Source organism: Sorangium sp. So ce131 (assembly GCF_051519095.1).
Classification (GTDB): domain Bacteria; phylum Myxococcota_A; class Polyangia; order Polyangiales; family Polyangiaceae; genus Sorangium.
Genome location: NZ_CP150455.1, coordinates 7,387,122 through 7,411,847, shown reverse-complemented (window position 1 = coordinate 7,411,847; position 24,726 = coordinate 7,387,122). Strand labels below are relative to the sequence as shown.

Below are 24,726 nucleotides of genomic sequence, written 5' to 3'. Positions count from 1 at the left end.
GAGGGAAGATCTCTCATGATCCCGGTCGCTTACAACCTCCGAAACCTCACGGTCCGCAAGACGACGACGCTGGCGACCGCCGGGGGCCTCGGGCTCGTGGTGTTCGTGTTCGCCTCGGTGCTGATGCTCGCCAACAGCATCGATCGCACCCTCGGCCGGTCGGCGCAGGGCGATGTCGCGGTCGTCATGCGCAAGGGCTCGGACGCCGAGCTGGTGAGCGGCATCGAGGAGCAGCAGATCGGCGTTGTGCTGGCGAGCCCCGAGGTCGCGAAGCGGCCGGACGGCAAGCCGGACGGCGTTGGCGAGATCGTGGGCGTCTTCCTCCTCGACAAGCTCGGCACCGACGGCGTCTCCAACGTCCAGGTGCGCGGCGTCCCGGAGGACGTCCTGGCCTTCCGCCCCAGCGTGAAGATCGTCGAGGGCCGGCCGGCCCAGCCGGGCACGGACGAGGTCGTCGTCGGCAAGGCGATCGAGGGCCGCTTCAAGGGCCTCTCGATCGGCGGGTCGTTCGAGCTGCGCAAGAACCGGCCGGTGAAGGTGGTCGGGGTGTTCTCCGACGGCGGCTCCTCGTACGAGTCCGAGGTCTGGGGCGACGTGCACACGGTGCGCGCGGCGTTCGGCCGGGAGGGCTCGGTGTCCTCGGTGCGCGCGCGGCTCGCCTCGCCCAGCAAGTTCGACGCCTTCGAGGCGTCGATCGAGCAGAACCGGCAGCTCGGCCTCGAGGTGATGCGCGAGAGCGACTATTACGAGAAGCAGTCCGAGGGGACCCGCGTCTTCATCACGGCGATGGGCGTGATGATCGCGGTGTTCTTCTCGATCGGCGCGATGATCGGGGCGATGATCACGATGCACGCGTCGATCGCGAACCGGCAGCGCGAGATAGGCACGCTCCGGGCGCTCGGCTTCTCCCGGCTGAGCATCCTGACGTCCTTCCTGCTCGAGTCGATCTTCCTCGCGGCGATCGGCGGCGTGCTCGGCTGCCTCGCCGCGCTGGCGATGGGCCTCGTGCGCTTCTCGATCGTCAACTTCGCGAGCTTCTCCGAGATCGTGTTCACGTTCGAGCCGACCCCGGGGATCATGATCGCGTCGGTGCTGGTCGCGATGATCATGGGCCTGCTCGGCGGCTTCTTCCCGGCGCTGCGCGCCGCGCGGATGAGCCCGATCCTGGCGATGCGGGGGTGATCCCCGCTCACGGCGGCGTCTCCGCCGGCACCCCGACGAGGTCCGGCGGCTCGGCGCCGGGCAGGCCGGCCGGTTCGGCCGGCCGGTAGGGCCCCGCGGCCGCCGCGTACCCCTCCATCCCCATCTCGGGCTCGTCGAGCCCGGTGAGCTCAACCTCCTCGGACACCCGGTTGCCGACGAGCTTGTCGATCGTGCGGAGCGCCGCGGTGGCGACCGCGCCGACGTAAAGCACGTTGGCCGCGAGCCCGACGCACTGCGCGGCGAGCTGGCGCGCGTCGCCGTAGAGCAGGCCGCGGACCGGGCCGGCGACGCCGTTGAGCCCGTGGCCGTAGGTGCCGTCGGCGAAGAGGCCGAGCGCGAGGACGCCCCAGGTGCCGTTCATCCCGTGGACCGCGATGGCGCCCACCGGGTCGTCGATCTTGAGCCGGGTCTCGACGAACACGGCCCCCCACACGACGAGCACGCCGGCGATCGCGCCGATCGCGATGGCCGCGGGCGCTGCGACGAACGCGCAGGACGCGGTGATCGCCACGAGGCCGGCGAGCATCCCGTTGCAGAGCATGGTGACGTCCGGCTTGCCGAAGCGCCTCGAGACATAGAGGTACGACGAGAACGCGCCGGCCGCGGACGCGAGCATGGTGTTGGTGGCGACGATGCTGATCCGGACGTCGGTGCCGGCCAGGGTCGAGCCGGCGTTGAAGCCGAACCACCCGAACGCGAGGATGAAGGTGCCTGTCACGAGCAGCGGAATGCTGTGGCCCGGGATCGGGCGCACCGACCCGTCGGGGCCGAACTTGCCGAGGCGCGGCCCGAGCATCCTCGCGCCGACGAGCGCCACGGTGCCGCCCGTCAGGTGGACGACCGAGCTGCCCGCGAAATCGACGTGTCCGTGGCCGAGCCCGAAGTGTCTGCCCAGCGCCGAGAGCCACCCGCCGCCCCACACCCAGTTCGCGTAGACGGGATAGATGACGGTGGAGATCACGAAGCTGAAGAGCACGAAGGAGGTGAATTTCCAGCGCTCCGCCATCGCGCCGGTCGGGATGGTGGCGGTCGTGTCCATGAAGGCCATCTGGAACAGGAACATCGCCGCCACGGCCGGGGTGAAGCACTCGGGGGTGAGGAAGAACCCCTTGAGCCCGAGCAGGCCGAGCTCCTTGCCGTCGATCGTGACGGCGAGCTCCCTCGAGAGCGTGGCGTCGCCCCCGAGCGTGGCCAGCGCGCCCACGCCGCCCATCTGGAACGCGAACCCCACCGACCAGAACCCGAGGATGCCGATCGCGTACACGAGGTAGTTCATCCCCATCGTGTGCGCGACGTTCTTCGCGCGCGTGAGCCCCGTCTCGAGCAGCGCGAACCCCGCCTGCATGAACATGACGAGGAAGGCGGCGATCAGGATCCAGACGAGGTTCAGCGCGGTCTGCGTGTGCGCGAGCGCGTGCTGCGTATCCGCGAGCTGCCTCGTGAGCTCGGCAAGGGTAGGATCGGCCATCGGAAGTACGCTCCTTGGAACAATGTGTAACCCCATCTGCGTTTCTTGATGTTTTCGCGTGCGCCGCGCGGCGCCCACCCTCCCGCCGACCGAACGCCCCCCTTCTCCAGGTCCAATGGTGAGCGCCGGCGGGTGGGGCCGCGCTCGCCGACGTGGCGCGGGCGGGCGCGTCGAGCACCGACCGAGGTGCCATAAGGTTTCAGGAGGCTCGAGGTCCCAGGCGCGCCTTATGTGGCGCGCAACGAGACGTCCCAGCTGGCGAGGCCCGAAGGGAGACATGCCGGGCGGTGTTCTCAGCGCAAGCTCCTATGTCCCAGTCTTGCCGGATGGCCAGCGCCCGCCCGCGCCACGTCGGCGAGCGCGGCCCCACCCGCCGGCGCGTCCCGCTTGGAACTTCCTCCCCCCGGAACCGCTTTGACGAGCGCCGGTATCGCCGCCCGCGTTCACTTGCAGGCGACGGTGACCTCGGCGCTGTACCCGCTGAGCAAGCTGCCGTGGCCGGCGCGGATCCGGTACTTGACCCGGACGCCCGGCGGGACGGCCCCCACGACGTGGCGGTAGGTGGTCTGATCCGTCACGGTGGCGATCGGCTTGTACGCGCTCGGCTCCGGGTCGACCGGCGCGCCCCGGTAGAGCTTCCCCACGGCCGCCTCGACGACGTAGCTCGTGCCCGGCTCGTTGCCGCTGAGCCACTCGAGCACGTTGGTGCGGTTGGGCTGCACCAGCACGAAGAGGCGCCTCGGAGGCTCGAGCGCGGGCGGCGCCTGCGAGCTCGCAGGAGCGGACGACGCCGGCCCCGCGGAGGCGGGCGGCGGCGCGGCGCGGGCCGGCGGGCGGCCGCTCTCCGCCCCGGAGGGCTCGCTCGAGCGCGGCGCGCCGGCCGGCAGCAGGCCCATCTGCCGGAGCAGCGCGGCGGGGATCCGGTCGTGGCGCCGGAGCTGCTCGGCGATGGGCCCCACGACGCCGAGCACGTCGGCCAGCACCTTGGGGCGGGCCTCGAGGGCCGCGTCCAGCGCCGCCTGGGCCCCGGCGCAGCGCCGCTCCGCCTCGACGACCTCGGCGTCCACCCGCGCGACCGTGCGCTCGGCCTCGCCCGCGAGCGCCTCGGCGTCGTCCACCCGCAGGGCCGCGCTCTCCAGGCCCGCCCGGGCGTCCGCGACCGCGGCGACGTGCCCCTCGTCGAGGCCGAGCTGGGCGCCCGCGCCGCGGACGAACGCGTCGAAGCTCTGGAGCCACGGCAGGAAGCCGCCGTGCTCCTGCCCGCCCAGCACCGACGCCCAGATGCCGCTCGGGACCGTCGGCGGCTCGGGCAACACGCTGGGCGGCGGCGGCGTCGGTCTCGACGACGGCGCGGGCAGCCCGGGATAACTGGGCCTCAGCTTGAGCAGGCGGCCCAGGGACACCACCGCCTGCTGCGGCGCGAACGGCGCGAGCCCCTCGGCGAGCTCCGCGACCGTCTGCACGCGCCGGTTCACGTCCTTCTCGAGGCAGCGCAGGATGAGCTGGTCGAGCTCCGCCGGCACCTCCGGCCGGAAGGAGCGGATCGGCCGGGGCGCGTCGGCGGCGATGCTCATGCAGATCGAGGGCAGGCTGCTCCCCCGGAACGGGCGCCGGCCGGAGACGAGCTGATACAGGATCACGCCGAGCGCCCAGATGTCGGTGCGCGTATCGACGTGCTTCAGGCTGCGGATCTGCTCGGGAGACATGTAGTGCGGCGAGCCGACGATGACGCTCGTCACGGTGAGGCTCGACTCCAGCGCGCCGCCGAGGTCCGGCGCGATCAGCTTCGAGAGGCCGAAGTCGAGCACCTTGACGAGCGGCGACCCGTCCGCGTAGCTCGTCACGAAGAGGTTCGTGAGCTTGAGATCGCGGTGGACGATCCCGAGCGAGTGCGCCTCGGCGATGGCCTCGCAGGCCTGGAGGACCATCCCGGCGGCGTCCGCGGCCGGGATCGGCTCGCCGCGGGACCTGAGCAGCTGCGAGAGGTCGACCCCCGAGAGGCGCTCCATCACGATGTAGAGGAGGCCGCCGTCGAGCGTCCCCACGTCGAGGACGCGGGTGACGTGCTCGCTCTGGATCGCCATCGCGAACCGCGCCTCGCGCAGGAAGCGCGCGCCCGCGTCCGGGAGCACCTGCTCCGCCGTCGGCGACAGGAACTTCACCGCCACGCGCTGCCGCAGCGCCACGTGGACCGCGGACACGACGAACCCCATGCCGCCGGCGCCGAGCATCCCCTCAACCCGGTACTTGCCAGCGACGGTATCGCCTTCCTTGGGAAGGCCTTCGGGGAGCGCAGGGAGTGGGCACATGCCAGGACCGCTGGAGTATCGAACGGAACCTCGGCGGATGAATATCCGGACCCGTGTTTCCTCGTGGTTTCAATGCCGATTCATTCTCTGCGAGCGACGCGCGCGCGCCGGACTCCGCCCGAGCGTGTGGAGTTCCCTTCTTCGCCGGAGAGTGCCATCCTCCTCGCCATGACGAGCCGCGCTGCGCCGCGCGGCGCAGGAGGTCGGCAATGGCGGATTGGCTGCCGAGGGAGCTCGCGGAGCTCGATCGCTGGCTGAAGGACTTCGAGGCTGTCGCGCGGTCGTGCCGTGGCCTCTACGGCCTCGACGATCGCGCGCTCGGCCGGATCGCGGGCGCGCGGGAGCAGCTCGGGCTGCTGTCCGAGCGGCTGCGCCGGAGCGAGGGCGCCGCCGCCGAGGCGCGCGGCGCGGCGGAGCGGGCGATGGCGGGGCTGGTCGACGCCGAGCGGAGCCGCGCCGACGCGAGGAAGGAGCTCGCGGCCGCCCTCGACGCGAGGAAGGCGGCCAGCGCGGAGGCGGCGAGGGCGGTGCGCCCCGTGGTCGATCTGCTGCAGCGCAAGCGGCAGGCGAGCGCGCTCGCGAGGGCGGGGGCCGCGTCGAGCCGGCGCGCGAGCGGCGCCTCCTCGCCGGCGCCGCCGAGCAGCGGCCGCATCTCGTCCTCCTCGATCCGGCTCGCCGCGCCGGCGGATCTCGCCGTGACGGCGCACCCGAACCGGGTCAATCACCTCCGCTGGCGCGGCACCGGGGAGCCGGGCGCGCGTTATCTCGTCGAGGCGTCCGTGGGCAAGCTCTACCGCGGCTCGCCGGTCCCGCCGGAGAGCGCAGGGTACAGGCTCGTCGGCACGGTGAACGACGAGACCACGTACCAGCACGCGGTCGGGCAAGCCGCGCCGGGCGTCCACGTGAAGTACCGCGTCCGCGTCGCCCGCGACAGCCTGACCAGCGATTACAGCGCGGAGGTCACGGTCGCCTGCAAGTGAGCCGTGCGCGCGGGCGCGCGAGGCGAGCGGCGCCGAGCCACGGGGGAGGACCGCGGGGCGGCGCGCGACCGGAGGGCGGAGTCACGCGGGCTGGCTGTAATGGATCCGGCCGCCCGTCTTCGACAGCGCATAGGTGAACCCGAGCTCCAGCGTCGAGCGGGTGACGACGCCCTCGAGGTCGATGCCCTGGTCCACGATCGTCCGCGCCGCGGCCGGCGTGATGCCGACGAGCACGACCTCGGCCCCGAGCAGCCTCGCCGCCCGCGCCGCGGTCACGAGGTGGTGCGCCGCGACGGAATCGACGGCGGCCATGCCGGTGACGTCGATCAGGACCACGCGCGCGTGGCGCTCTGCGATCTCGTGGAGCATCGACTCGATGAACCGGCCGGAGCGCCGCGTGTCCATGGTCCCGACGATGGGCATCACCAGGATGTTGTGCGCGATGGGCACGACCGGGCTGGAGAGCTCCACGATCGTGCTGAGCAGCGACTCCTGCTGCTGGTTTGACCGCTCCAGCTCGTGGGTCCGCTCGGTGATCCGCTGGAGGAGCTGCCCGTTCTCGATCGCGACGGCCAGGGTGTCCGCGACGCGCTCGATGAGCGCGAGATCCTCGGGCGAGCACGCGTCCTTTCGCTCGCTGTCGAGGACGAGCACGCCGAACGCGCCCCCGCGCGCGAGCAGCGGGACGCCGACGAGCGTGCGCGTCCCGCTCCTGCGCGCCTCGGCGGCGTCGGCGCTGCGGTCGAGGCCGCCCGCGCCGACGTCGAGGACGACCGACTTGGCGGTGCGGAGGGCCCGCTCGACCAGCGAGCCCTGCTCGAGGCGGGCGCTCTCCTCGACGGAGTCCACTTCCTCCGCGTTCACGCCGACGACGAGGATCTCCATCGACCGGCTGGCCCCGGCGCATTCGCGCCGCCGGTTCGCCGCCCGGCGGCTCGTGTCCAGGGTCATGTAGTCGGAGAGCGCGCAGGACCAAGGGGTGCGCTCGAGCGTCACGACGTCGACGCCGGTGTCGATGAAGCGCGGCGAGCGCCGCGCGCCGTCGCGCGGCGGCGGGAGCCCGGCCAGGGTCGCCTCGACGCCTCTCGAGATCATGTCGTGGAGCACCTGCACCGAGCGATACCCCATCTCGTGCTCGCGCTGGACGACGGCCGCGTGGATGAGGCCTTCCCTGAGCATCGCGACCGTCTCGATGAGGAGATCGAACGCTACGACCTTGAGCTCCCCGCCACGGCCGAGGGCCCTCGCGGCCATGGCGAAGGACGGGCCGTTCTGGGCGCAGGCGCCGAAGGCGCCGGCGAGCGGCCGGCGCTGCAAGGCCTCCTCGGCGAGGCGCAGCCCGAGCGACGTATCGAACAGATCCTCGGACGGGGGCTCTACCGCGATGGCCCTGTCGGCGACCGCCGCGCGGAGCCCCTCGACGCGCTCCATGCCGTTGATGGTGCGGGCGGAGGCCACCTGGGCGGCCACGTTGCCTCCGCCCGGGAGGAGCCGCGCCATCATCTCGCCGGCGAGCCGGCCGGCCGACAGGTTGTCGGTGCCGATGTAGACGGCCGCGCGGCTGCCTTCCGCGGGCGGCGTGTCGAACGCGACCACCGGGATCCCGGCCTCCGCGGCGCGCCGGATGGCCGGCTCGAGGCCCGTGGGGTCGACCGGGGGCACGGCGATGCCGTGCACGCGCCTCCGGATGCCCTCGTCGACGAGGGCGTTCAGGGTGGCCGCGCGGTCGGCGATGCCGATGCGGAAGTCCACGTGCACGCCGAGGTGGCGCCCCGCGAACAGGGCGCCGTCGCGGATGTTGTTCCAGTAGGCCACCGGCGCCCGCCGCGGGACGCGGTAGACGCGGTAGACGCGGTCCTGCCCCGGGGCGCCCGCGGGCGCGCCCCCGCGGGCGGCCTCGTCCAGCATGACGAGCGTCACGGCGCGCCACCGCGGGGCGAGCTGGACGCTCTTGATCCCGTTCGAGATGATCTCCACGAGCCGATGCGGGCTGGCGCGGGCGGCCACCGCGTTCAGCACGTCCTCGAGCAGGCGTGTCTCGTAGGCCGATCGCGCCCTGTCGTCGTAGAGCTCGCGCCGCTCCAGCACGGCGCTCGCGGCGTCGGCCAGGCCGACGAGCCGCGCGCGGGGCTCGCCGGCTGGGGCCGCTTCTGCCGGCAGATCGAGGGCGATCACGCCGATCGGCTGCCCGTGGACGCGCACGGGCGTGAGGGCAACGGCCGCGCCTTGGGGCAGGAGGTCGAGCGCCGGCCCGTCCGGCAGGTGGGCCCGGTACCACGCGGCGGCCGGGACGACGCGCGGCCCCTCGGCCGCGGCGAGGGGCGCGAGCGCGCTGGCCGGTCCCGCGTCCGCGTGGAGGGTCAGCGGGCCCGGGAGCGCGCCCCGGGCGCCCGTCGCGGCTGCGTAGACGAGGCGTTCGCCCTGGCGGAGCAGCAGGCTCCCGCGCTGCGCAGAAGGCAAGCAATCCACGGCGTCTCGCACTATGCGATGCAGCGTTGCGAAGAGATCCAGGCCATTGCTCATGCGTGTTCGGCGCCCGCATCCCCATCCAGAACCGAGAGCACGGCGAGCGTTAGCGCCAGAAGGCGCGATCTCGAGGCCTGTTGTCAAGGGCTGACATCGCTGTCTGACGCTTCCGGCGCCGTGCGGCGCGGGCGCTCGTCGCGTGCGGGCAGCGCCGAGGGAGCGCTGCGGAGCGGCTCGCGCGCGCCATGCCAATGCATGCCGTGGGTGTGACCACGGTGGCTGTCTGGCCTGCACGAGCGGGATCGCAGGCGGCTCCCGGCGCGCATCACCGACCGAGGACATGACCGGGGCTGTCTCGCGCTGCGCGAGGCAAGCGCCGTGTCGAGCCGAGCCGATCGGGCGGAGATCAAAGCAACCTCGGCGCTGCTGCCGACACGCTCCTTCGCGGTGATGGATCCCAGGAGGCGCCTCGGGACCTCCGCCGCCCCGCGCGGCACGCGGCCTCGAGCGCTGGCGCCTCCCGGAGACCGCTCGAGGCGACGGGAACCGGCGGCGCTCCGCGCGCATCCAGGGCCGCTGAGCGGGCGGCCGCGGCGGGGGAGTGCTCTCCTGGACTTCGCCGGCCGAGGACGCCGATACTTGCGCCATGCAGGCAGGGGATGTGCTTGGAGGTCGGTTCGAGATCGTGAGCCGGGTGGCCGCGGGCGGCATGGGGGCCGTCTACCGCGCGCTCGATCGGCTCTCGGACGAGGACGTGGCCGTCAAGGTGCTCCTCCAGGATCACGGCGCCACCGACGACGAGCGCCTGTCCCGCGAGGCCGTGGTGCTCGCGGACCTCTCGCACCCGGGCGTCGTGCGCCACGTGGCGCACGGGCGCACGCCCGCGGGCGCGCCCTGGCTCGCCATGGAGTGGCTCGAGGGGGAGGATCTCGAGCAGCGGCTCCGGCGAAAGCCGCTCGAGATCGACGAGGCCGTCGCGCTGGTCGAGCGCGCCGCCGGCGCGCTAGGGGCGATCCACGCGCGCGGGATCGTCCACCGCGATCTGAAGCCCGGCAACCTGTTCCTCGTGGACCGCGACCCCGCGCGCGTGAAGCTGCTCGACTTCGGGGTCGCCCGGCTCGCCGCGATCACGCGCATGACGCAGCCGGGCGTCGTGCTCGGCACCCCGGCGTACATGGCGCCCGAGCAGGCCCGGAGCGGCCAGGGCGTCGACGCGCGCGCCGACGTCTTCGCGCTCGGCTGCGTGCTCTTCGAGTGCCTGACCGGCCAGCCGGCCTTCTCCGGCGCGCACCTGCTCGCCGTGCTCGCGAAGATCCTGCTCGAGGACGTGCCGCGCGCGAGCGCGCTCCGCCCCGAGGTCCCGCCCCACCTCGACGCGCTCTGCGCCCGGATGCTCGCGAAGGACCCGGCCGAGCGCCCCCGCGACGGCGCGGCGGTCGCCGCCGAGCTCTCGGCGATGGGCCTCTCGCCCACGCTGCTCCTGCGGACGCCGGCGCCCGCGAGCTCGCGCGGCCCCTCGTCGCTGACCCGCAAGGAGCGGCGGGTGGTCTCGGTGGCGCTGATGGCCTCGGCGCCGCAGCGCTCCACCGACGCGGGGCGCCGCGCGCCGTTCGCCGACGCCGAGACGCTGGTCGCGGCGGTCTCGCCGGAGCTGTGCCGGCACGTCGAGGCGCTCGGCGGGTTCCTCGAGCTCCTGACCGACGGCTCGATCCTGGTGACCCTCCGGGAGGGCGGGGTCGCCACCGATCTGGCGGCGCAGGCGGCCCGGTGCGCGCTCGCGCTCCGCTCGGCCGACCGCGACCGCCCCATGGCGCTCGCGACCGGCCGCGTCGAGGTGACCGGCGGGCTGCCTGCCAGCGATCTCATCGACCGCGCCGCGCGGATGGTGGCGCAGCCCGCGCCGGCGCTCCGCGGCGCCCCCGCGCTGTCCGCGCCCGCGTCCGGGCGTAGGGCGCCGATCGCCATCGACGAGGTGACGGCCGGGCTGCTCGACGCCCGCTTCGAGGTGGTCGAGACCGAGGCGGGCCTGTGGCTCCGGGGCGAGGAGGCGCTCGCGCAGGGCGCGCGGATGCTGCTCGGCCGCCCCACCGCCTGCGTGGGCCGCGACTGGGAGATCTCCACGCTCGAGGGGATGCTCGCCGAGTGCGTCGAGGAGTCGCGGGCGCGCGCGGTGCTCGTGGTCGCGCCGGCGGGCGTGGGCAAGTCGCGCCTCGCCTACGAGCTCGTGCGCCGCGTCGGGCAGCGCGACGAGCCCGTCGCGGTCTGGATCGGCCGGGGCGACCCGCTCCGCAGCGGCGCCGCGTTCGGGATGCTCCGCCTGGCGCTCCAGGGCGCGTGCGGGATCCGCGACGGCGAGCCGATCGAGGCGCGCCGGGAGAAGCTGCGCGCGCGGGTGGCCGAGCGCGTGCGCGGGGAGGACGCGCAGCGGGTCGCGGAGTTCCTCGGCGAGCTCGTCGGCACGCCGTTCCCCGACGAGGACAACGTGCCGCTGCGCGTCGCCCGCAACGACGCGCGGCTCATCGGCGATCAGATGCGCCGGGCCTGGGTGGATTTCGTCGGCGCCTCGTGCGCGGCGCAGCCGTTGCTCATCGTGCTGGAGGATCTGCACTGGGGCGACCTGCCCACCGTCCAGTTCGTCAACGACGCCCTGCGCCGGTTCGAGGACCGCCCGCTCCTGGTGCTCGCCCTGGCGCGCCCGGAGGTGCACGCGTTGTTCCCCGGGCTCTGGGCCGGCAGGAACCTCCAGGAGATCCGCGTGAAGGAGCTGAGCCCGCGGGCGAGCGCGCGGCTGGTGCGGCAGGTGCTCGGCGAGCGGGTGAGCGACGAGACGCTGGCGCGTGTGGTGGCGCAGGCCGAGGGCAACGCGTTCTACTTGGAGGAGCTGATCCGCGCGACGGCGGAGGGGAGCCGCGACGTGCTTCCGGAGACGGTGCTGGCGATGGTGCAGTCCCGCCTCGAGCGCCTGAACGGCGCGGCGCGGCGGGTGCTCCGGGCCGCGAGCGTGTTCGGTCAGGTCTTCTGGAAGGGCGCGGTGGAGGCGCTGCTCGGCGGCCCGGACGGCGTCCCTCAGCTCGCGGAGCACCTCGACGAGCTGGAGCGGCTGGAGTGGATCGGCGCGCGCGCGGACGCGCGGTTCCAGGGCGAGCGCGAGCTCGTCTTCCGCCACGCGCTCGTGCGCGAGGCGGCGTACGGGATGCTCACGGACCAGGATCGCGCGCTCGGGCACCGGCTTGCGGGCGAGTGGTTCGAGCGCGTCGCCGAGCCTTCGGCCGCGGTGATCGCCGAGCATTTCGATCGTGGCGGCGAGCCGCTGCGCGCGGCCGCGTGTTATCACCGCGCCGCGGCGCAGGCGCTCGCGGCGAACGATCTCGTGGCGGTGCTCACGTGGACCGAGCGCGCCCTGGAGCTCGGCCTCTCCGGCGAGGCGCGCGGGGAGGTGCTCCTCTTGCGGGCGGAGGCGCACCACTGGCGCGGCGAGCTCACCGAGGCTGCCCGCTGGGCGGCGATGGCCGCGGAGGCGCTGCCCCGGCGCAGCGCGCCCTGGTATGCCGCGATGCGCACGGCGGCGATCGTGATGGGCCGGCTCGGGCAGCACGACCGCCTGGCCGAGCGCGCGCGCGCGCTCGCGGACGCCTGGACCGGGGAGGCTGTGACCGGCGCGCTGGTGACGGCGACCGCGGGCACGGCGCTGTACCTGATGCTCGCGGGTCTCTACGCGGAGGCCGCGCCGCTGCAGGAGCGGATCGACGCCGTAGCCGAGCGTTTCCGCGACGATCCCACGGTGAGCGGCGCCGTCCTGTGCGAGCGCGCGTACCGCCACCTGTACGCGGGCCGCTTCGGCGCCGCCCGCGCGTTATTCCTGCGCACGGTGACGTACCACGAGTGCGCGGGGGATCTTCGCAATGCCTGCTTCGACCGGATCAACCTCGGTTTCCAGGAGTATTTGCTCGGCGCGTATGACGACGCGGTGGCGCTCCTTCGCTCCGCGCTGGCCGACGCGGAGCGGATGGGCCTCGACGGCTGCATGGCGATGGCGAGGGGCCAGCTGGGCGCTCTGCTCTGCCGGCTCGGCGCGCTCGACGAGGCGCGCGTGGCCGAGGAGGAGGCGATCGCGTGTTTCGAGGCGCAGGGCGATCGGCGGCTCACTGGCGGCGTCTCGCGCGCGTACCTTGCGCACATCCTGCGGTGCGCGGGAGATCTTGCCGAGGCCGAGGCGGAGGCGCGGCGTGGTATAGCGCAGCTGGGCGAGGCGATGCCGCTGCTCGTGTATGCGCGGGCGACGCTGGCGCAGGTCCTGCTCGCGCGGGGCCGGTCATCCGAGGCGCTCGCGGAGGCGCGCGCGGCGTTGGAGCTGTTCGAGTCGCTGGGGATGACCGAGGAGGGGGAATCGCTGGCTCGGCTGGTGTATGCGGAGGCGTTGTATGCGCTGGGCGAGCTCCCGGCGGCCCGAGCGGCCATTGCGACGGCGCGCGCGAGGCTGCTCGAGGTGGCGGGTCAGATCGGGGATTCCGGCAGGAGGGAGAGTTTCTTGGGGCGGGTCGATGAGCATGCGCGGACGCTGGAGCTCGCGAGGGAGTGGCTCGAGGAGGGCATCGCCGCGTCCGCGTGAGCGCGCCAGTTCCGAGCGTCACAGGTCTGGCCAGGGATCCCGAGAGATTTCAACGCAAAGGCGCAAAGGCGCAAACCAGAAATTTCTCTGTATTTTTGCGTCTTTGCGCCTTTGCGTCTTTGCGTTGAAATCTCTCTTCTCTCGCCGAGATCCCTACCAAGACGTGTGACAGGCGGAACTAGGGAAACCGCAGCGTGGCCGCTCGTCGCGAGGCGTCCTCGTGTTCGCACTGCCGTCTCCCGTCTTTCGTCTCCCGTCTTTCGTCTCTCGTGCTCGTCTTCGTGCTCGTGCTCGTGCTCGTGCTCGTGCTCGTGCTCGTGCTCGTGCTCGTCAGGCCGCCTCGCCTCTCACTGGGACTTCCTCTGACGACGCCCCCGATTCGGCTCAGCCCCCGCTCCTGAACCCCCCTTCGAACCGCTCCCCACGAACGCCGCCAGGTGCTCTCCAGTCAGCGTCGCCCCCCCCGCCACCAGGTCGGCCGGTGTCCCTTCGAACACGATCCGCCCGCCGTCATGCCCCGCGCCCGGCCCGAGGTCGATGATCCAGTCGGCGTGCGCCATCACCGCCTGGTTGTGCTCGATCACGATGACCGACTTGCCGGCGTCGACCAGCCGGTCCAGTAGCCCGAGCAGCTGCTCGAGGTCGGCCAGGTGCAGCCCGGTGGTCGGCTCGTCGAGCACGTAGACGCCGCCGTCCGCGCCCATGTGCGTCGCGAGCTTGAGCCGCTGCCGCTCGCCGCCCGACAGCGTGGTGAGCGGCTGGCCGAGCCGCAGGTAGCCGAGCCCCACGTCGGCCATGCGCTGCAGGATCGCGTGCGCGGCCGGCGTACGCGCCTCGCCGGCGCCGAAGAAGCCGACCGCGTCGTCGACCGACAGGTCGAGCACCTCGGCGATGTTGCGCCCGGCGAGCCGGTACTCCAGCACCGACGCCTGGAACCGCCGGCCCTCGCAGTCCTCGCAGACCGTGGTGACGCCGGCCATCATCGCCAGGTCGGTGTAGATCACCCCGGCGCCGTTGCAGGTCGGACAGGCGCCCTCGGAGTTGGCGCTGAACAGGGCAGGCTTCGCGCCGGTCGCCTTCGCGAACGCCTTCCTGATCGGCTCCAGCAGATCGGTGTACGTCGCCGGGTTGCTCCGCCGCGACCCGCGGATCGGGGTCTGGTCGACCGACACCACCCCGTCCCGGCCGCACACCGAGCCGTGGATCAGCGAGCTCTTGCCCGACCCGGCCACGCCGGTCACCACCACCAGCACGCCGAGCGGGATGTCGACGTCGACGTTCTTCAGGTTGTGCGTGCGGGCGCCGCGCACCTTCATCACACCCGACGGCTTCCGCACCGACGGCTTCAGGGAGGCCCGGTCGCTCAGGTGGCGCCCGGTGAGCGTGCCGCTGGCCCGCAGCCCGTCGACGGTCCCCTGGAAGACCACCTCGCCGCCGCCGGCGCCGGCGCGGGGGCCGAGGTCGACGACGTGGTCGGCGATCGCGATCACCTCCGGCTTGTGCTCGACCACGAGGACGGTGTTGCCCTTGTCGCGCAGCCGCAGCAGCAGGCCGTTCATCCGCTGGATGTCGTGGGGGTGCAGCCCGGCCGTCGGCTCGTCGAAGACGTAGGTCACGTCGGTGAGCGACGACCCCAGGTGGCGGATCATCTTGGTGCGCTGCGCCTCACCGCCCGACAGCGTGCCGGACGACCGGTCGAGGCTGAGGTAGCCCAGCCCGATCTCCACGAACGAGTCGAGCGTCCGCCGCAGCGTCGAGAGCAGCGGCGCGACCGACGGCTCGCCCAGGCCGCGCACCCACTCGGCCAGATCGCTTATCTGCATCGCGCAGGCGTCGGCGATGTTGATCCCCTTGATCTTGGAGGACCGCGCGGCCTCGTTGAGCCGGGTGCCGCCGCACTCGGGACATGTGGTGAAGGTGACCGCGCGCTCCACGAACGCCCGGATGTGCGGCTGCATCGCGTCGACGTCCTTGGAGAGGAACGACTTCTGGATCCTCGGGATCAGCCCCTCGTACGTCAGGTTGACGTTGTCGACCTTGATCTTCGTCGGCTCCTTGTAGAGCAGGTCGTGGAGCTCCTTCTTGGTGAACTTGCGGATCGGTTTGTCCGCGTCGAAGAAGCCGCAGCCGTTGAAGATGCGGCCGTACCAGCCGTCCATGCTGAAGCCGGGGATGGTGAGCGCCCCCTCGTTGAGCGACTTCTTGTCGTCGTAGAGCTGGGACAGGTCGAAGTCGGAGATCGATCCCATGCCCTCGCATCGCGGGCACATGCCCCCGTTGACCACGAACTCGCGCTTCTCGGTCTTCTTCCCGGCGCCCTTCTCGATCGAGATCGCCCCGACCCCGCGGACCGACGGGACGTTGAAGGAGAAGGCGTTGGACGAGCCGACGTGCGGCTTGCCGAGGCGGCTCCACAGCACCCGCAGCATCGCGTTGGCGTCCGTGACGGTGCCGACCGTCGAGCGGGCGTTGGCGCCCATCCGCTCCTGGTCGACGATGATCGCGGTCGTCAGCCCTTCCAGCACGTCGACCTCGGGCCGGCCCAGCGTCGGCATGAACCCCTGCACGAACGCGCTGTAGGTCTCGTTGATGAGCCGCTGCGACTCCGCCGCGATGGTGCCGAACACCAGCGACGACTTGCCCGATCCCGAGACGCCGGTGAACACGGTCAGCCGCCGCTTGGGGATCTCGACGCTCACGTCCTTCAGGTTGTTCTCGCGGGCGCCCTGGACGCGGATCAGGTCGTGGCTGTCTGCGGTGTGTTGTCTGGAAGAGGCCATGTTCGCGATCATGTCATCGAGCATCGATATCGAACGAGGTGGATCCGGCTAGATGTCGAAGCGCGCCGTGAGGTGCTTCACCGCCGCTTCGCCGCGCGTGAGCGGCTCGACGATCGTCCGGAGGCTGGGGTCCGCCAGCGCCTGGAAGATCTCGTTTCCGGCCACGGCCGCGCGCTGCATGAGCAACGCATATGCGCATGCTTATTGCTTGTCAAGCGCGCGGGACGGGTCGCCCCCACCGGCGGAACCCTCGGAACGTCCGTCGCGCGTGCCGGAGCGCGCCGCCAGGTGCGTCGGAACACCGCGCCGGGCGCCCCGGAGCGCCCGGTCACATCCGTCGGAACGAGCCGTCATGTGTGCGCCGAGTCGGCCGTCACGTCGGACCGGAATACGCAACCTCGCTTGGAGCTCGGACACGACCACGACCGTCGTGCACCGCGCCGCCCATGAGCGGAGCGATTGCCGCGTGACCCTTGCGATCGGGCTCGGGTATGATGATGGCATGATGACCACGATTCGTTTCACCATCCCTTCCTGCGCCAGGATTGGCGCGTTCCTCGTCCCGTTTTTACTCTGCCACTGTACCGATGCCGGACCAAGCTCGGGTGGACATGATGCCGGCGGCGCTGGTCAGGGGGAAGCCGCCTCGGGCGGAGGTGGCGGCGGCGGCGGCGAGACGGCCGGAAGCTCGAGCGGGGGAGGTGGATCCAGCGCAACGAGCTCGTCCTCTTCCACCTCGGGTTCCGCCTCGGGGGGCATGGGCGGCATGCCGGTGTTCGAGCCCAGCTTCATCCTGGGCGCTGATATCTCCAGCATCCAGGAGGCGGTCGACAACGGCGCGACGTACACGGACACGGACGGGAACGAAAAGGGGATGCTCGAGCTGCTCAAGAACCACGGATTCAATTACATCCGGCTCCGGACGTTCGTAGACCCGAGCGCTCCCTACGGATATGCCTTCGGGACCGGCGGCTCTTGCGTGAAGGAAGAGGCGTATTGCGACAAGGACCACACGATCGAGTTCGGCAAGCAGATCAAGGCTGCGGGCATGGGGTTCCTGCTCGACTTCCATTACAGTGACACCTGGGCCGATCCCGGCAAACAGATCATCCCCGAGGCCTGGCGGAATGCCCGATCGATCGCCGAGATGACGAGCCTCTTGAAGGACTACACGAAGGACGTCGTCGCCGCGCTCGTCGCCGCGGGCGCGCGCCCGGACATGGTGCAGATCGGCAACGAGATCACGCCGGGCATGCTCATCCATGTGCCGTCCTCGAGCACAGACTGCTGGGGCAGCAATTCGGTCGTCAATCCGGAGGGCCTCACCGGGCGAGCGACGAACCAGAACTGGGACAACCTGGCCGCCCTGCTCAAGGCAGGCATCGCCGGGGTCAAGGAGGTTGATGACACCATCAAGATCATGCTGCACGTCGAGAACACCGATGACGTCGACGGGGTCACGTGGTGGGTCAACAGCGCAAAGACACGAGGCGTCGCGTTCGACGTCCTCGGGCTCTCCTGCTACACGGCATTCCAGGGGCGACCTGAAGTTTGGCAGAACACGTTCAACACCCTGGCCGATACATTCCCGGATCTGTCATTCGCGATCGCGGAATACAACCCCGAGCGCACGAAGGCCAATCAGATCATGCACGACCTGCCGGACGGCAGAGGGCTCGGGACGTTCATCTGGGAGCCGGCGCAGAGCGGTTCATGGGGCTCGTCCCTCTTCACGTCGCAGCAGGGCGGCACGTACAGGGCCAACAGCGACGACTTCGCGGAGTTCGACGCGATCAAGGCGAGCTTCGGCCTGTGACGTGGTGCCTCAGCCCAGGCTGAGCTCTCGGACCGCCGCTCCCGCTCGCGGCCTCGTCGCGGGTCGACGAGAGCGGCGTCGCTCGCCCGATTTCCGGCGAGGGGACTCCCCGCGCGGGGCGGGGGCACGCGGCGGCGCGGCGCTGGCGCTCTGGTCGACGCGCGCATTGACTCGCTCGCGCCGGGCTGCCATCGTCCCGCGAGGGAGCGCCGCCATGTTCACTCGCTTGCTTTCGCTGCCCCTCGCCGCGCTGGCCCTCGCGTGCGCCTCCCCGGAGCCTGCGGCCGCGCCCGCGGGGCCCGCTGCGCCTGCGCCGACCCCTGGGAGCGCCGCGCTCACGTCGGGGGGTGATCCGGGTTTCGACCACGATGTATCGGGCGTCGTCGGATCGCCGCCGCCGGCGTGGGACGTGGGGCCCTGGTACAACTCGGCGCCGCTCACCCCGGCGGACCTGCGCGGCAAGGTCGTGTTCGTCCGCTGGTTCATGTCGCCGAGCTGCCCGTTCTGCAGCGCCACCGCCCCGGCGCTCAAGGCGCTGGACGAGCGTTATCGGGCGCGAGGGCTCGTCGTCATCGGGATGTACCACCACAAGGACCCCGAGCCCCTGGATCCGGAGGCGGTCGAAGGCTACCTGGAGCACTTCGGGTACAACTTCCCGGTCGCGATCGACCCGGACTGGCGCACGCTGAAGCGCTGGTGGATCGATGGCCATCCGAAGCGACAATACACGAGCGTCAGCTTCCTCCTCGATCGCGCGGGGCTGGTGCGCCACGTGCACCTCGGGGGCAAGCTGGAGCCCGGTACCCCCGAGTTCGCGGTCGTCGAGGAGCGCGTCCGCGCGCTGCTCGACGAGCCCGCGCGCTGACGCCGGCTCCAGCGTCGCCTCGACCTCCGCGGCGGCGCATCGGGAGATGCGCGGCCGCGACGGGTGTCTCATCCCGGGTGGCGTGTCACCACGATCAGCAGGGCCGCCAGGCAGGTCACCACCCCGAAGGCGGCCGCCGCCCCGATGAGCAGGAGCCGCTGGAGCCTCGCGACGCGCGTCGCCGAGAGGATTTCCTGCTGGATTCCATGGTAGATCTTCTTCGTCTCGCGCAGGAGGTGCCGCGCCGCGGTCGCGTCCCGGGCGATGCGGCTCACCTTGAGGCTCTCCGGCCGGCCGCGCACCATGGCGCGGAGGATCAGCACCATGAGCTCGTCTTGCCAGAACTTCTCGGGGATGGCGTTGCGGCGCTTCAGGTAGTGATCGTTCTTCGCCAGCGCCCTCGGCGTGAGCGGCAAAGGGACGTCCTCCAGGGAGCCCACGAATTTCCCGAGCGCCTCCACGTCCTGCTGCTGCTCGGTCAGGATGAAGTAGAAGAGCGCGCCGACCGCGTAGAGATCGTGCGCCTCGCCGAGCTGGCGCACGAGGTGGAACTGCTGGTTCTTGTCGTTGAGCGGCGGCTCGCCCCGGAACGAAGCGATGAGCTCGCCGTTCGATTGATCCCGCTCGATCCGGATGATCTCGAGATCATGGTTGTGCCGCGGGTCGCGCTCGTCGGCCAGGATATCGGTCTCCATCAGGTCCGTCGCGAGGGGCTTCGGGATCCTGAAGCGGCCGCCCTCGAACGCGAGCGGCTGCGCGATGCGGAACTTGTGGCGGCAGGCTTCGGGCGAGAGGAAGGGGTGTTTGATGCTCCCCCCGGCGACCTCGTCCTCGTACCAGCTGCGCGTCAGCTCGTTCTTGTCGGAGAGGCCGAAGTCGATGACCCGGACGTGGGATCGCGGGGAGCTGATCATGTCCTCGAGCACGTCGCGGAAGTCGATCGTCGCCTCGCGCTGCCGCACCGCGGCCTCGGCGCTGGCGGCGCTGATCATCAGGTTGTCGGGGGCGAGGTCCTTGTGCACGATGCTCTTCTCGCTGTGCAGCCAGGCGACCGACTCGGCGAGCTCCACCATCATCCGGACCTTCTCGAGCAGGATCGCCTTGTGGAAGAGCACGTGGGGCCGGTCCTGCCGCCACACGTCCTCGATCCAGGTGCGCGCCCGCCTGTGCCACGGATCGCCGCGCTGGGCCCGACCGTCGAGCTCGATCCAGGGCTGGCCGTACCGCGCGCACAAGGCCTGCAGGTCGCCCCGGCGGTGCCCGACGAAATCGACGAGGCTCTCCTCGAGCAGCTCCATCACGATCGCCTCGCGATCGACGAAGTTCAGGATCCTGCCGGCCTTCGCGTGGGGGCCTTGCGGGCAGCAGCGCTTCGCGGGGTGCTCTAGGAGCTCGAAGTACTGCTCGTTGATGTAGCGGCCGGAGAGCTCGTAGCCGCACGCCGCGCAGTGCAGCGCCGGGTGGCTCTCCGTGGGGTTGTCCTTGCGCTCCAGGGGCACGCCGCACCCCTTCGGGCAGGCGGGGTGGTAGATGTTGCCGCAGCCGCACATCACCATCGGCTCGAGCTGGATGATGTCGAGGGTGCTGACCACGTTCACGCCGACGTCGGCGGTCATCTCCTTGAGCAGCTCGATCTCCTGCTTGAAGAGCCGCTCCTCGGCGCTCTTCGCGTAGTCGTGGAGCACCTTGATCGCGACGAACCGCACGTGCTGGCCGGCGCTCAGCTGCTTGCCCTTGTACACCTTGGCGAATTTCCCGTGACCGAGCTCGATCGGCTCGCAGCCGCCGTTCGGGTCCTGGTTCATGAGGAACTGGTAGCTGACGTTGGCCTGGACGGCGCTCAGCGACGCGCCCGGCGGCGCGCCGCGGAGCGGGCCTCGCGGCGGCGGGCCCGGCGGGGGACCTCCGGTCGGTCCCGGGGGTATCGGTTGCGTCGACTCCGGCTTTTGGACCAGCGTCAGCATGATCATCACCTCATGATGCCAGGGGGTTCACCGCGCTCGAGGCCGCGAGGGCCTCAGAAGATGCTCACGCACACGAGGTGGATCGCCCCGTCCGCGGGCTCCACGGTCGACAGGACCACGAGCTGCTTCGGGGCCTTGCCCGTGGCGATCGCGACGTGGAATGGCGCGATCTCCAGGAGGGGCCGCCGCGCGCCGCCGCTCGCCGCGGTGCTGCCGACGTGGATGCGCTGCACCCGCGCGCGGCGGTGCCCCACGTCGAAGCACATGTTCCGGGCGGTCTCGGGGATCTGGAGGCCCTCGACGCGCGTCGAGGGGTCGCCAGCGTTGTGGTAGAGGCTCGCGCGCGGCTCGCCGGCGAGCGCGGCGCGCCGGTCCACCTCGATGTAGAGCGCGTTCGCGCGAGGCGACACGAGCAGCGGCGCGGGCAGGAGCGCCGGAGCGGCCGCGAGGACGAGCGGCGTCGGGATGCGGCGGCGCTCGTCGAGCGCGAGCGACTGGAGGACGAGCCTCCGCCCGTCGGGGAGCGCGCATTGCTGGTAGGTCCCGTCCGGCGGGGCGGCGATCTCCAGCAAGCCGTCGGGCTCCGGCGCGACGGCCCGGTGATCGGCCGGGGCGACCAGAGGCGCCGTCGGCGCGGCGCCGGGGGCCTGGGCGAACCAGGGCGCCTGGTCGAGGGGCTCGGGGGGACGCCCGGCGAGGCTCGCCCCGAGCGCCTCGAGGCAGCGGGCTGCGGCCTCCGGGTGGGCGAAGCGCCCGCCGGCCTCCCAGAGGATCGCGTCGAGCTCGTCCGCGATGGCGGCGGCGCTCTCCGGCCGGAGCGCGGGATCGCGCGCGAGCGTGCGCAGCACCAGGTCGTCGAGCCGCGGCGGTACGTCTCCCCGCGTCGCGCGCAGGGAGGGGACGGACGCCTCCATGACGGCCATGATCGTGGCGACGTCGGTGTCGCGCCGGAACAGCGGCTGACCGCTCAGGAGCTCGTGGAGGATCACCCCGATCGAGAACACATCGGACCTCCGGGTCAGCGGCGACGCCGCCGCGGCCTGCTCCGGCGACATATAGGCGAGCTTGCCCTTGAGCTGAGGGCAGGCGGTGGCCTCGACCAGCCGATCTTTGGCCCAGACGATCCCGAAGTCGATGATCTTCACCGCGCCGTCGTGGCAGCACATGACGTTCTGCGGCGTCACGTCGCGGTGCACCAGGTTGCGCGGATTGCCCAGCTCGTCGCGCAGCTCGTGCGCCGCGTGGAGCCCCCGGCACGCCTGGGCGAGGAGAGCGGCCGCGAGATCCGGCGGGAACGCGCGCCCCGCGGCGCCGACCTGGGCCCGGAGCGAGGCCAGGGTCACCCCCGGCAGGTACTCCATCGCCATGTAGAGGACGTGTCGCTCCTCGCCGAAATCGAGGATCCGGACCACGTTGTTGTGGTTGATGCTCGCGAGGACGCGCATCTCCTCCACGAACATCCGGGCGGCGTTCGGGACATTCCTCGCCAGCTCCGGGAGCATCACCTTGAGCGCCACATCGCGGCCGAACCCGAAAGGGCCCATTTGCTTCGCCAGGTACACGGCGCCCATCCCGCCGGAGCTGATCGCGCCAACCACTTCATAACGGCCGAACGTGAAGGGAGCGCTCATGCGTGGTGTTGGTGCGTAGAGGGGGCGTGTGTCCGTCAGGGCCGGACATCGAGCCATTTCAACGGTCACAGCCCGGTAAAGATGAAACATCTCCAGTGGTCTGGACAGTGGAATTTAATCTCGCTGATGGAAATGTGCGCAAAGGGCGTGGTGTGTCCGAGTCGTACGCCAAGGACGCCAAGGACGCCAAGGACGCCAAGGACGCCAAGAACGCCAAGAAGAAGAGAATATCTTGGCGTCCTTGGCGTCCTTGGCGCGTAATTGATCGCTCCATCAACATGATCGGTGTCAGAAGAATCGTTCCTCGAGCGCCGGGGCACGAACCGCACGTGGCCGGTGAGGCGGTCGTCGAGGGCCGCGGCGGCGTCACCGCCCGCCGGCGTGAGGTGGCCCTGGTCGCCGCGTCCGGCGGGCGCGCGCGCCGGGCGGCCTCAGGTGCAGCGGGCTTGTTTGTCCCGGCTCCCGACAGCGTGGTAACATCTTGTGATGTCCGAATTTCACGCCCTGCGTCGCGCGAGTATCGTTCTATTGGCCGTGCTGCTGTCGAGCTGTGGAGACAGCGAGCATGAAGGGAGCGGCGGCGGCGACCCTGGCAGCGGTGGCACGGGCGGGGGAGGGGGGATCGGTGGTGAGGGCGGCAGCGGCGGCAGCGGCGGCGGCCCGCTCGGCCTCGATCCGCACGTCGAGGCGTGCCTCCGGATCAACGCGTGTGATGCCGACGGCGGGGTCCCGCTGGGGATCCACGCGTGCCTCTCCCAGGAGCTCGACGCGCGCTGGGCGTGGGCGACGATCGGCCCGCGGCGGCTCGGGCTCGCCGCGATGGAGTGCAAGCTCGCTGCCGCCGACTGCGCCGGCGTCCGCGCGTGCACGCCGGCGGTCGAGGATCTCGGGGCGGCGTGCGGGGAAATGCCCGGTTCGGACCTGTGCGAGGGGGACGCCTGGGTGTACTGCGACGAGCTGGGCGCGCCCCTCGCCGCGATGGACTGCGCGGCTGCCGGGCTCTCCTGCACCTCGTCGTTCGTCGCCGGGTGCGGCGCCGAGCCGTGCGACTATGCCACCACGTCGCCGGAGTGTGATCCGGACGACCCGAACGTGCTCATCGAGTGCAGCTCTGCTGGCTTCCTGACGCGCGTCCATTGCCCGAGCCAGTACAACCTGGTGCGCGTCAACGGCCCTGAGGGAGACGAGGTGTTCTCGATCGCGGGGGAGACCTGCGGCTTCGACGAGCAGCGCGGCGCGTTCGGCTGTGTCGGCACGGGCGAGGCGTGCAGCTTCTTCTCGCAGCGGTGCGACGGCGCCGTGCTCGAGACCTGCGCGGGCGGCAAGCTGAGCCGCCGCGACTGCGCCGCGGTGGAGCCGGCCGGGCAGGGCTGCGGCATCATCCAGAGCGGGCAGTTCGCCGGCGCGGCCTCGTGCGGCCTGGTCGGCGGCGCGTGCGACATGGGCGACGACGAGGCGTGTGACGGCTCGGTCCTCCGGTACTGCGGCTTCGGCACGCCCGCGGAGGTCGATTGCCGGGCGGCGGGCTACACGGGCTGCGCCGCGGCCGAGCAGGGCGGGCGCGCGGTGGCGTACTGCGTTCCGTGAGGCGGTCTCAAGGGGGGCCGCCGCGAGCGGGGCAGTCCGCGACGGCCCTCTGGAGTGCGGCGCGGAGCCAGCGGTGGCCGTCGTCGTCCTCGGCGCGACCTGGCCAGACGAGCGTCAGCGTGTAGCGCTTGGTCCCGACGGGGCACGGCCGCACCACGAGGTCGAGCTTCCGGGCAAGGGCCTCGGCGACGCGCGCGGAGACGGTGAGCAGCAGGTCGGAGCCGGAGACGATGAACGGCGCGACCAGGAAATGGGACACGGTGAGGGTCACCCGCCGGCGCAGCCCTCGCTCCGCGAGATCGTGATCGATGGCGCTCTGGTCTTCCCCGTGCGGCGACACCATCAGGTGCTCGCAGGCGGCGTAGCGCGCCGCGGTGAGCGTCTTCCGGGACGCCGGGTGGCCTCGTCGCATCACGCAGACGATCTCCTCGGCCGCGAGCAGCGTGGACCGGCACCCGTCGGGCACCGGCCCCCCGCGTCCGAGCTTCGCGTCGAGCTCGCCGCGCCGCAGGAGCTCGTCGAAGTCCGCCGGGATGTTCCGGCAGCGCAGGTTGATGTGCGGCGCCTCGGCGGCGAGGATCCTGGCCAGGGGCGGGAGCACGAGCAGCTCGAGGTTGTCGGTCGCCGCGAGCCGGAAGGTGCGTCTCGACGATCTCGCGTCGAACCGCTCGACCGGCTTGAAGACCTGCTCGAGCCGCGCGACGGCCTCGGCCGCCTTCGGCGCCAGGTCCACCGCCCGCGCGCTCAGCGTCATCTGCCTGCCGACCTGGACGAGCAGCGGATCGTCGAAGTGGGCGCGCAGCCGCGAGAGCGCGTGGCTCATCGAGGGCTGCGTCACGCCGACCCGGCGCGCGGCCCGCGTGACGCTCCTCTCCTGGAGCAGGGCGTGCAGGGCCACGACGAGGTGGGTGTCCACCGACTGCAGGTGCATGTTCGATGGATACCACGGGGATCCATCGACGGCGTCTATGGGATGGCGCGCCGACTGTCGATTCGACGGCCGTCCTGTCGGCGCTTATTCCTGGCGCGTGGCGGGGCGCGCCGCGAC

Annotated in this window: 15 protein-coding genes; 7 read left to right on the top strand and 8 right to left on the bottom strand. The window is 71.8% G+C overall.

Annotated features, from left to right (window positions below; genetic code table 11):
• Positions 1 to 15: 15 nt before the first annotated feature.
• The gene (locus WMF43_RS26990; RefSeq protein ID WP_437668838.1) at positions 16 to 1,182 is read left to right on the top strand and encodes an ABC transporter permease; all 1,167 of its coding nucleotides are present in this window, start codon (positions 16 to 18) and stop codon (positions 1,180 to 1,182) included.
• A gap of 7 nt (positions 1,183 to 1,189) precedes the next feature.
• Here the strand turns inward: WMF43_RS26990 and WMF43_RS26985 are convergent, their stop codons facing one another.
• Positions 1,190 to 2,671 (bottom strand): ammonium transporter, encoded by a 1,482-nt coding sequence (locus tag WMF43_RS26985; RefSeq protein WP_437668837.1) that lies wholly within the window; start codon positions 2,669 to 2,671, stop codon positions 1,190 to 1,192.
• A gap of 443 nt (positions 2,672 to 3,114) precedes the next feature.
• A complete protein-coding gene (locus tag WMF43_RS26980; RefSeq protein WP_437668836.1) occupies positions 3,115 to 4,980 on the bottom strand; it encodes a serine/threonine protein kinase in 1,866 nt (621 codons plus the stop codon).
• A gap of 209 nt (positions 4,981 to 5,189) precedes the next feature.
• On the opposite strand from WMF43_RS26980, the gene WMF43_RS26975 reads away from it, so the two are divergent.
• Positions 5,190 to 5,960, top strand: coding sequence for a hypothetical protein (locus WMF43_RS26975; protein ID WP_437668835.1), 771 nt, complete (start codon positions 5,190 to 5,192; stop codon positions 5,958 to 5,960).
• A gap of 81 nt (positions 5,961 to 6,041) precedes the next feature.
• Here WMF43_RS26975 and WMF43_RS26970 read toward each other — a convergent pair whose 3' ends face one another.
• Positions 6,042 to 8,429 (bottom strand): substrate-binding domain-containing protein, encoded by a 2,388-nt coding sequence (locus WMF43_RS26970; protein WP_437668834.1) that lies wholly within the window; start codon positions 8,427 to 8,429, stop codon positions 6,042 to 6,044.
• A 643-nt stretch (positions 8,430 to 9,072) separates the two neighbouring features.
• Between WMF43_RS26970 and WMF43_RS26965 the strand changes: the two genes are divergently transcribed.
• On the top strand, positions 9,073 to 13,035 hold the full coding sequence (locus WMF43_RS26965; protein WP_437668833.1) for a protein kinase domain-containing protein: 3,963 nt from the start codon (positions 9,073 to 9,075) through the stop codon (positions 13,033 to 13,035).
• Positions 13,036 to 13,382: 347 nt separating this feature from the next.
• On the opposite strand, the gene WMF43_RS26960 is transcribed toward WMF43_RS26965, so the two are convergent.
• Both WMF43_RS26960 and WMF43_RS26955 read right to left on the bottom strand, forming a co-directional pair.
• A complete protein-coding gene (locus tag WMF43_RS26960) occupies positions 13,383 to 15,815 on the bottom strand; it encodes an ATP-binding cassette domain-containing protein (RefSeq protein WP_437668832.1) in 2,433 nt (810 codons plus the stop codon).
• Positions 15,816 to 15,863: 48 nt separating this feature from the next.
• The gene (locus WMF43_RS26955; protein ID WP_437668831.1) at positions 15,864 to 15,995 is read right to left on the bottom strand and encodes a hypothetical protein; all 132 of its coding nucleotides are present in this window, start codon (positions 15,993 to 15,995) and stop codon (positions 15,864 to 15,866) included.
• Between the two features lie 322 nt (positions 15,996 to 16,317).
• Here WMF43_RS26955 and WMF43_RS26950 point away from each other — a divergent pair, with 322 nt between their 5' ends.
• Entirely contained in the window at positions 16,318 to 17,631 is a 1,314-nt protein-coding gene (locus WMF43_RS26950; RefSeq protein ID WP_437668830.1) for a glycosyl hydrolase 53 family protein, read from the top strand.
• Between the two features lie 214 nt (positions 17,632 to 17,845).
• Positions 17,846 to 18,496: a TlpA family protein disulfide reductase gene (locus WMF43_RS26945; protein ID WP_437668829.1), complete on the top strand. Its 651-nt coding sequence runs from the start codon at positions 17,846 to 17,848 to the stop codon at positions 18,494 to 18,496.
• Positions 18,497 to 18,564: 68 nt separating this feature from the next.
• Here WMF43_RS26945 and WMF43_RS26940 read toward each other — a convergent pair whose 3' ends face one another.
• Together WMF43_RS26940 and WMF43_RS26935 are read right to left on the bottom strand one after the other, a co-directional pair.
• Entirely contained in the window at positions 18,565 to 20,460 is a 1,896-nt protein-coding gene (locus WMF43_RS26940) for a protein kinase (protein WP_437668828.1), read from the bottom strand.
• Between the two features lie 53 nt (positions 20,461 to 20,513).
• Entirely contained in the window at positions 20,514 to 22,091 is a 1,578-nt protein-coding gene (locus tag WMF43_RS26935) for a serine/threonine protein kinase (protein ID WP_437668827.1), read from the bottom strand.
• A 95-nt stretch (positions 22,092 to 22,186) separates the two neighbouring features.
• Here WMF43_RS26935 and WMF43_RS26930 point away from each other — a divergent pair, with 95 nt between their 5' ends.
• Both WMF43_RS26930 and WMF43_RS26925 read left to right on the top strand, forming a co-directional pair.
• Positions 22,187 to 22,660, top strand: coding sequence for a hypothetical protein (locus WMF43_RS26930; RefSeq protein ID WP_437668826.1), 474 nt, complete (start codon positions 22,187 to 22,189; stop codon positions 22,658 to 22,660).
• Positions 22,626 to 23,678, top strand: coding sequence for a hypothetical protein (locus WMF43_RS26925; protein ID WP_437668825.1), 1,053 nt, complete (start codon positions 22,626 to 22,628; stop codon positions 23,676 to 23,678). The genes WMF43_RS26930 and WMF43_RS26925 overlap by 35 nt, the downstream gene beginning before the upstream one ends.
• A gap of 7 nt (positions 23,679 to 23,685) precedes the next feature.
• Here WMF43_RS26925 and WMF43_RS26920 read toward each other — a convergent pair whose 3' ends face one another.
• On the bottom strand, positions 23,686 to 24,609 hold the full coding sequence (locus WMF43_RS26920; RefSeq protein WP_437668824.1) for a LysR family transcriptional regulator: 924 nt from the start codon (positions 24,607 to 24,609) through the stop codon (positions 23,686 to 23,688).
• Positions 24,610 to 24,726: the final 117 nt, after the last annotated feature.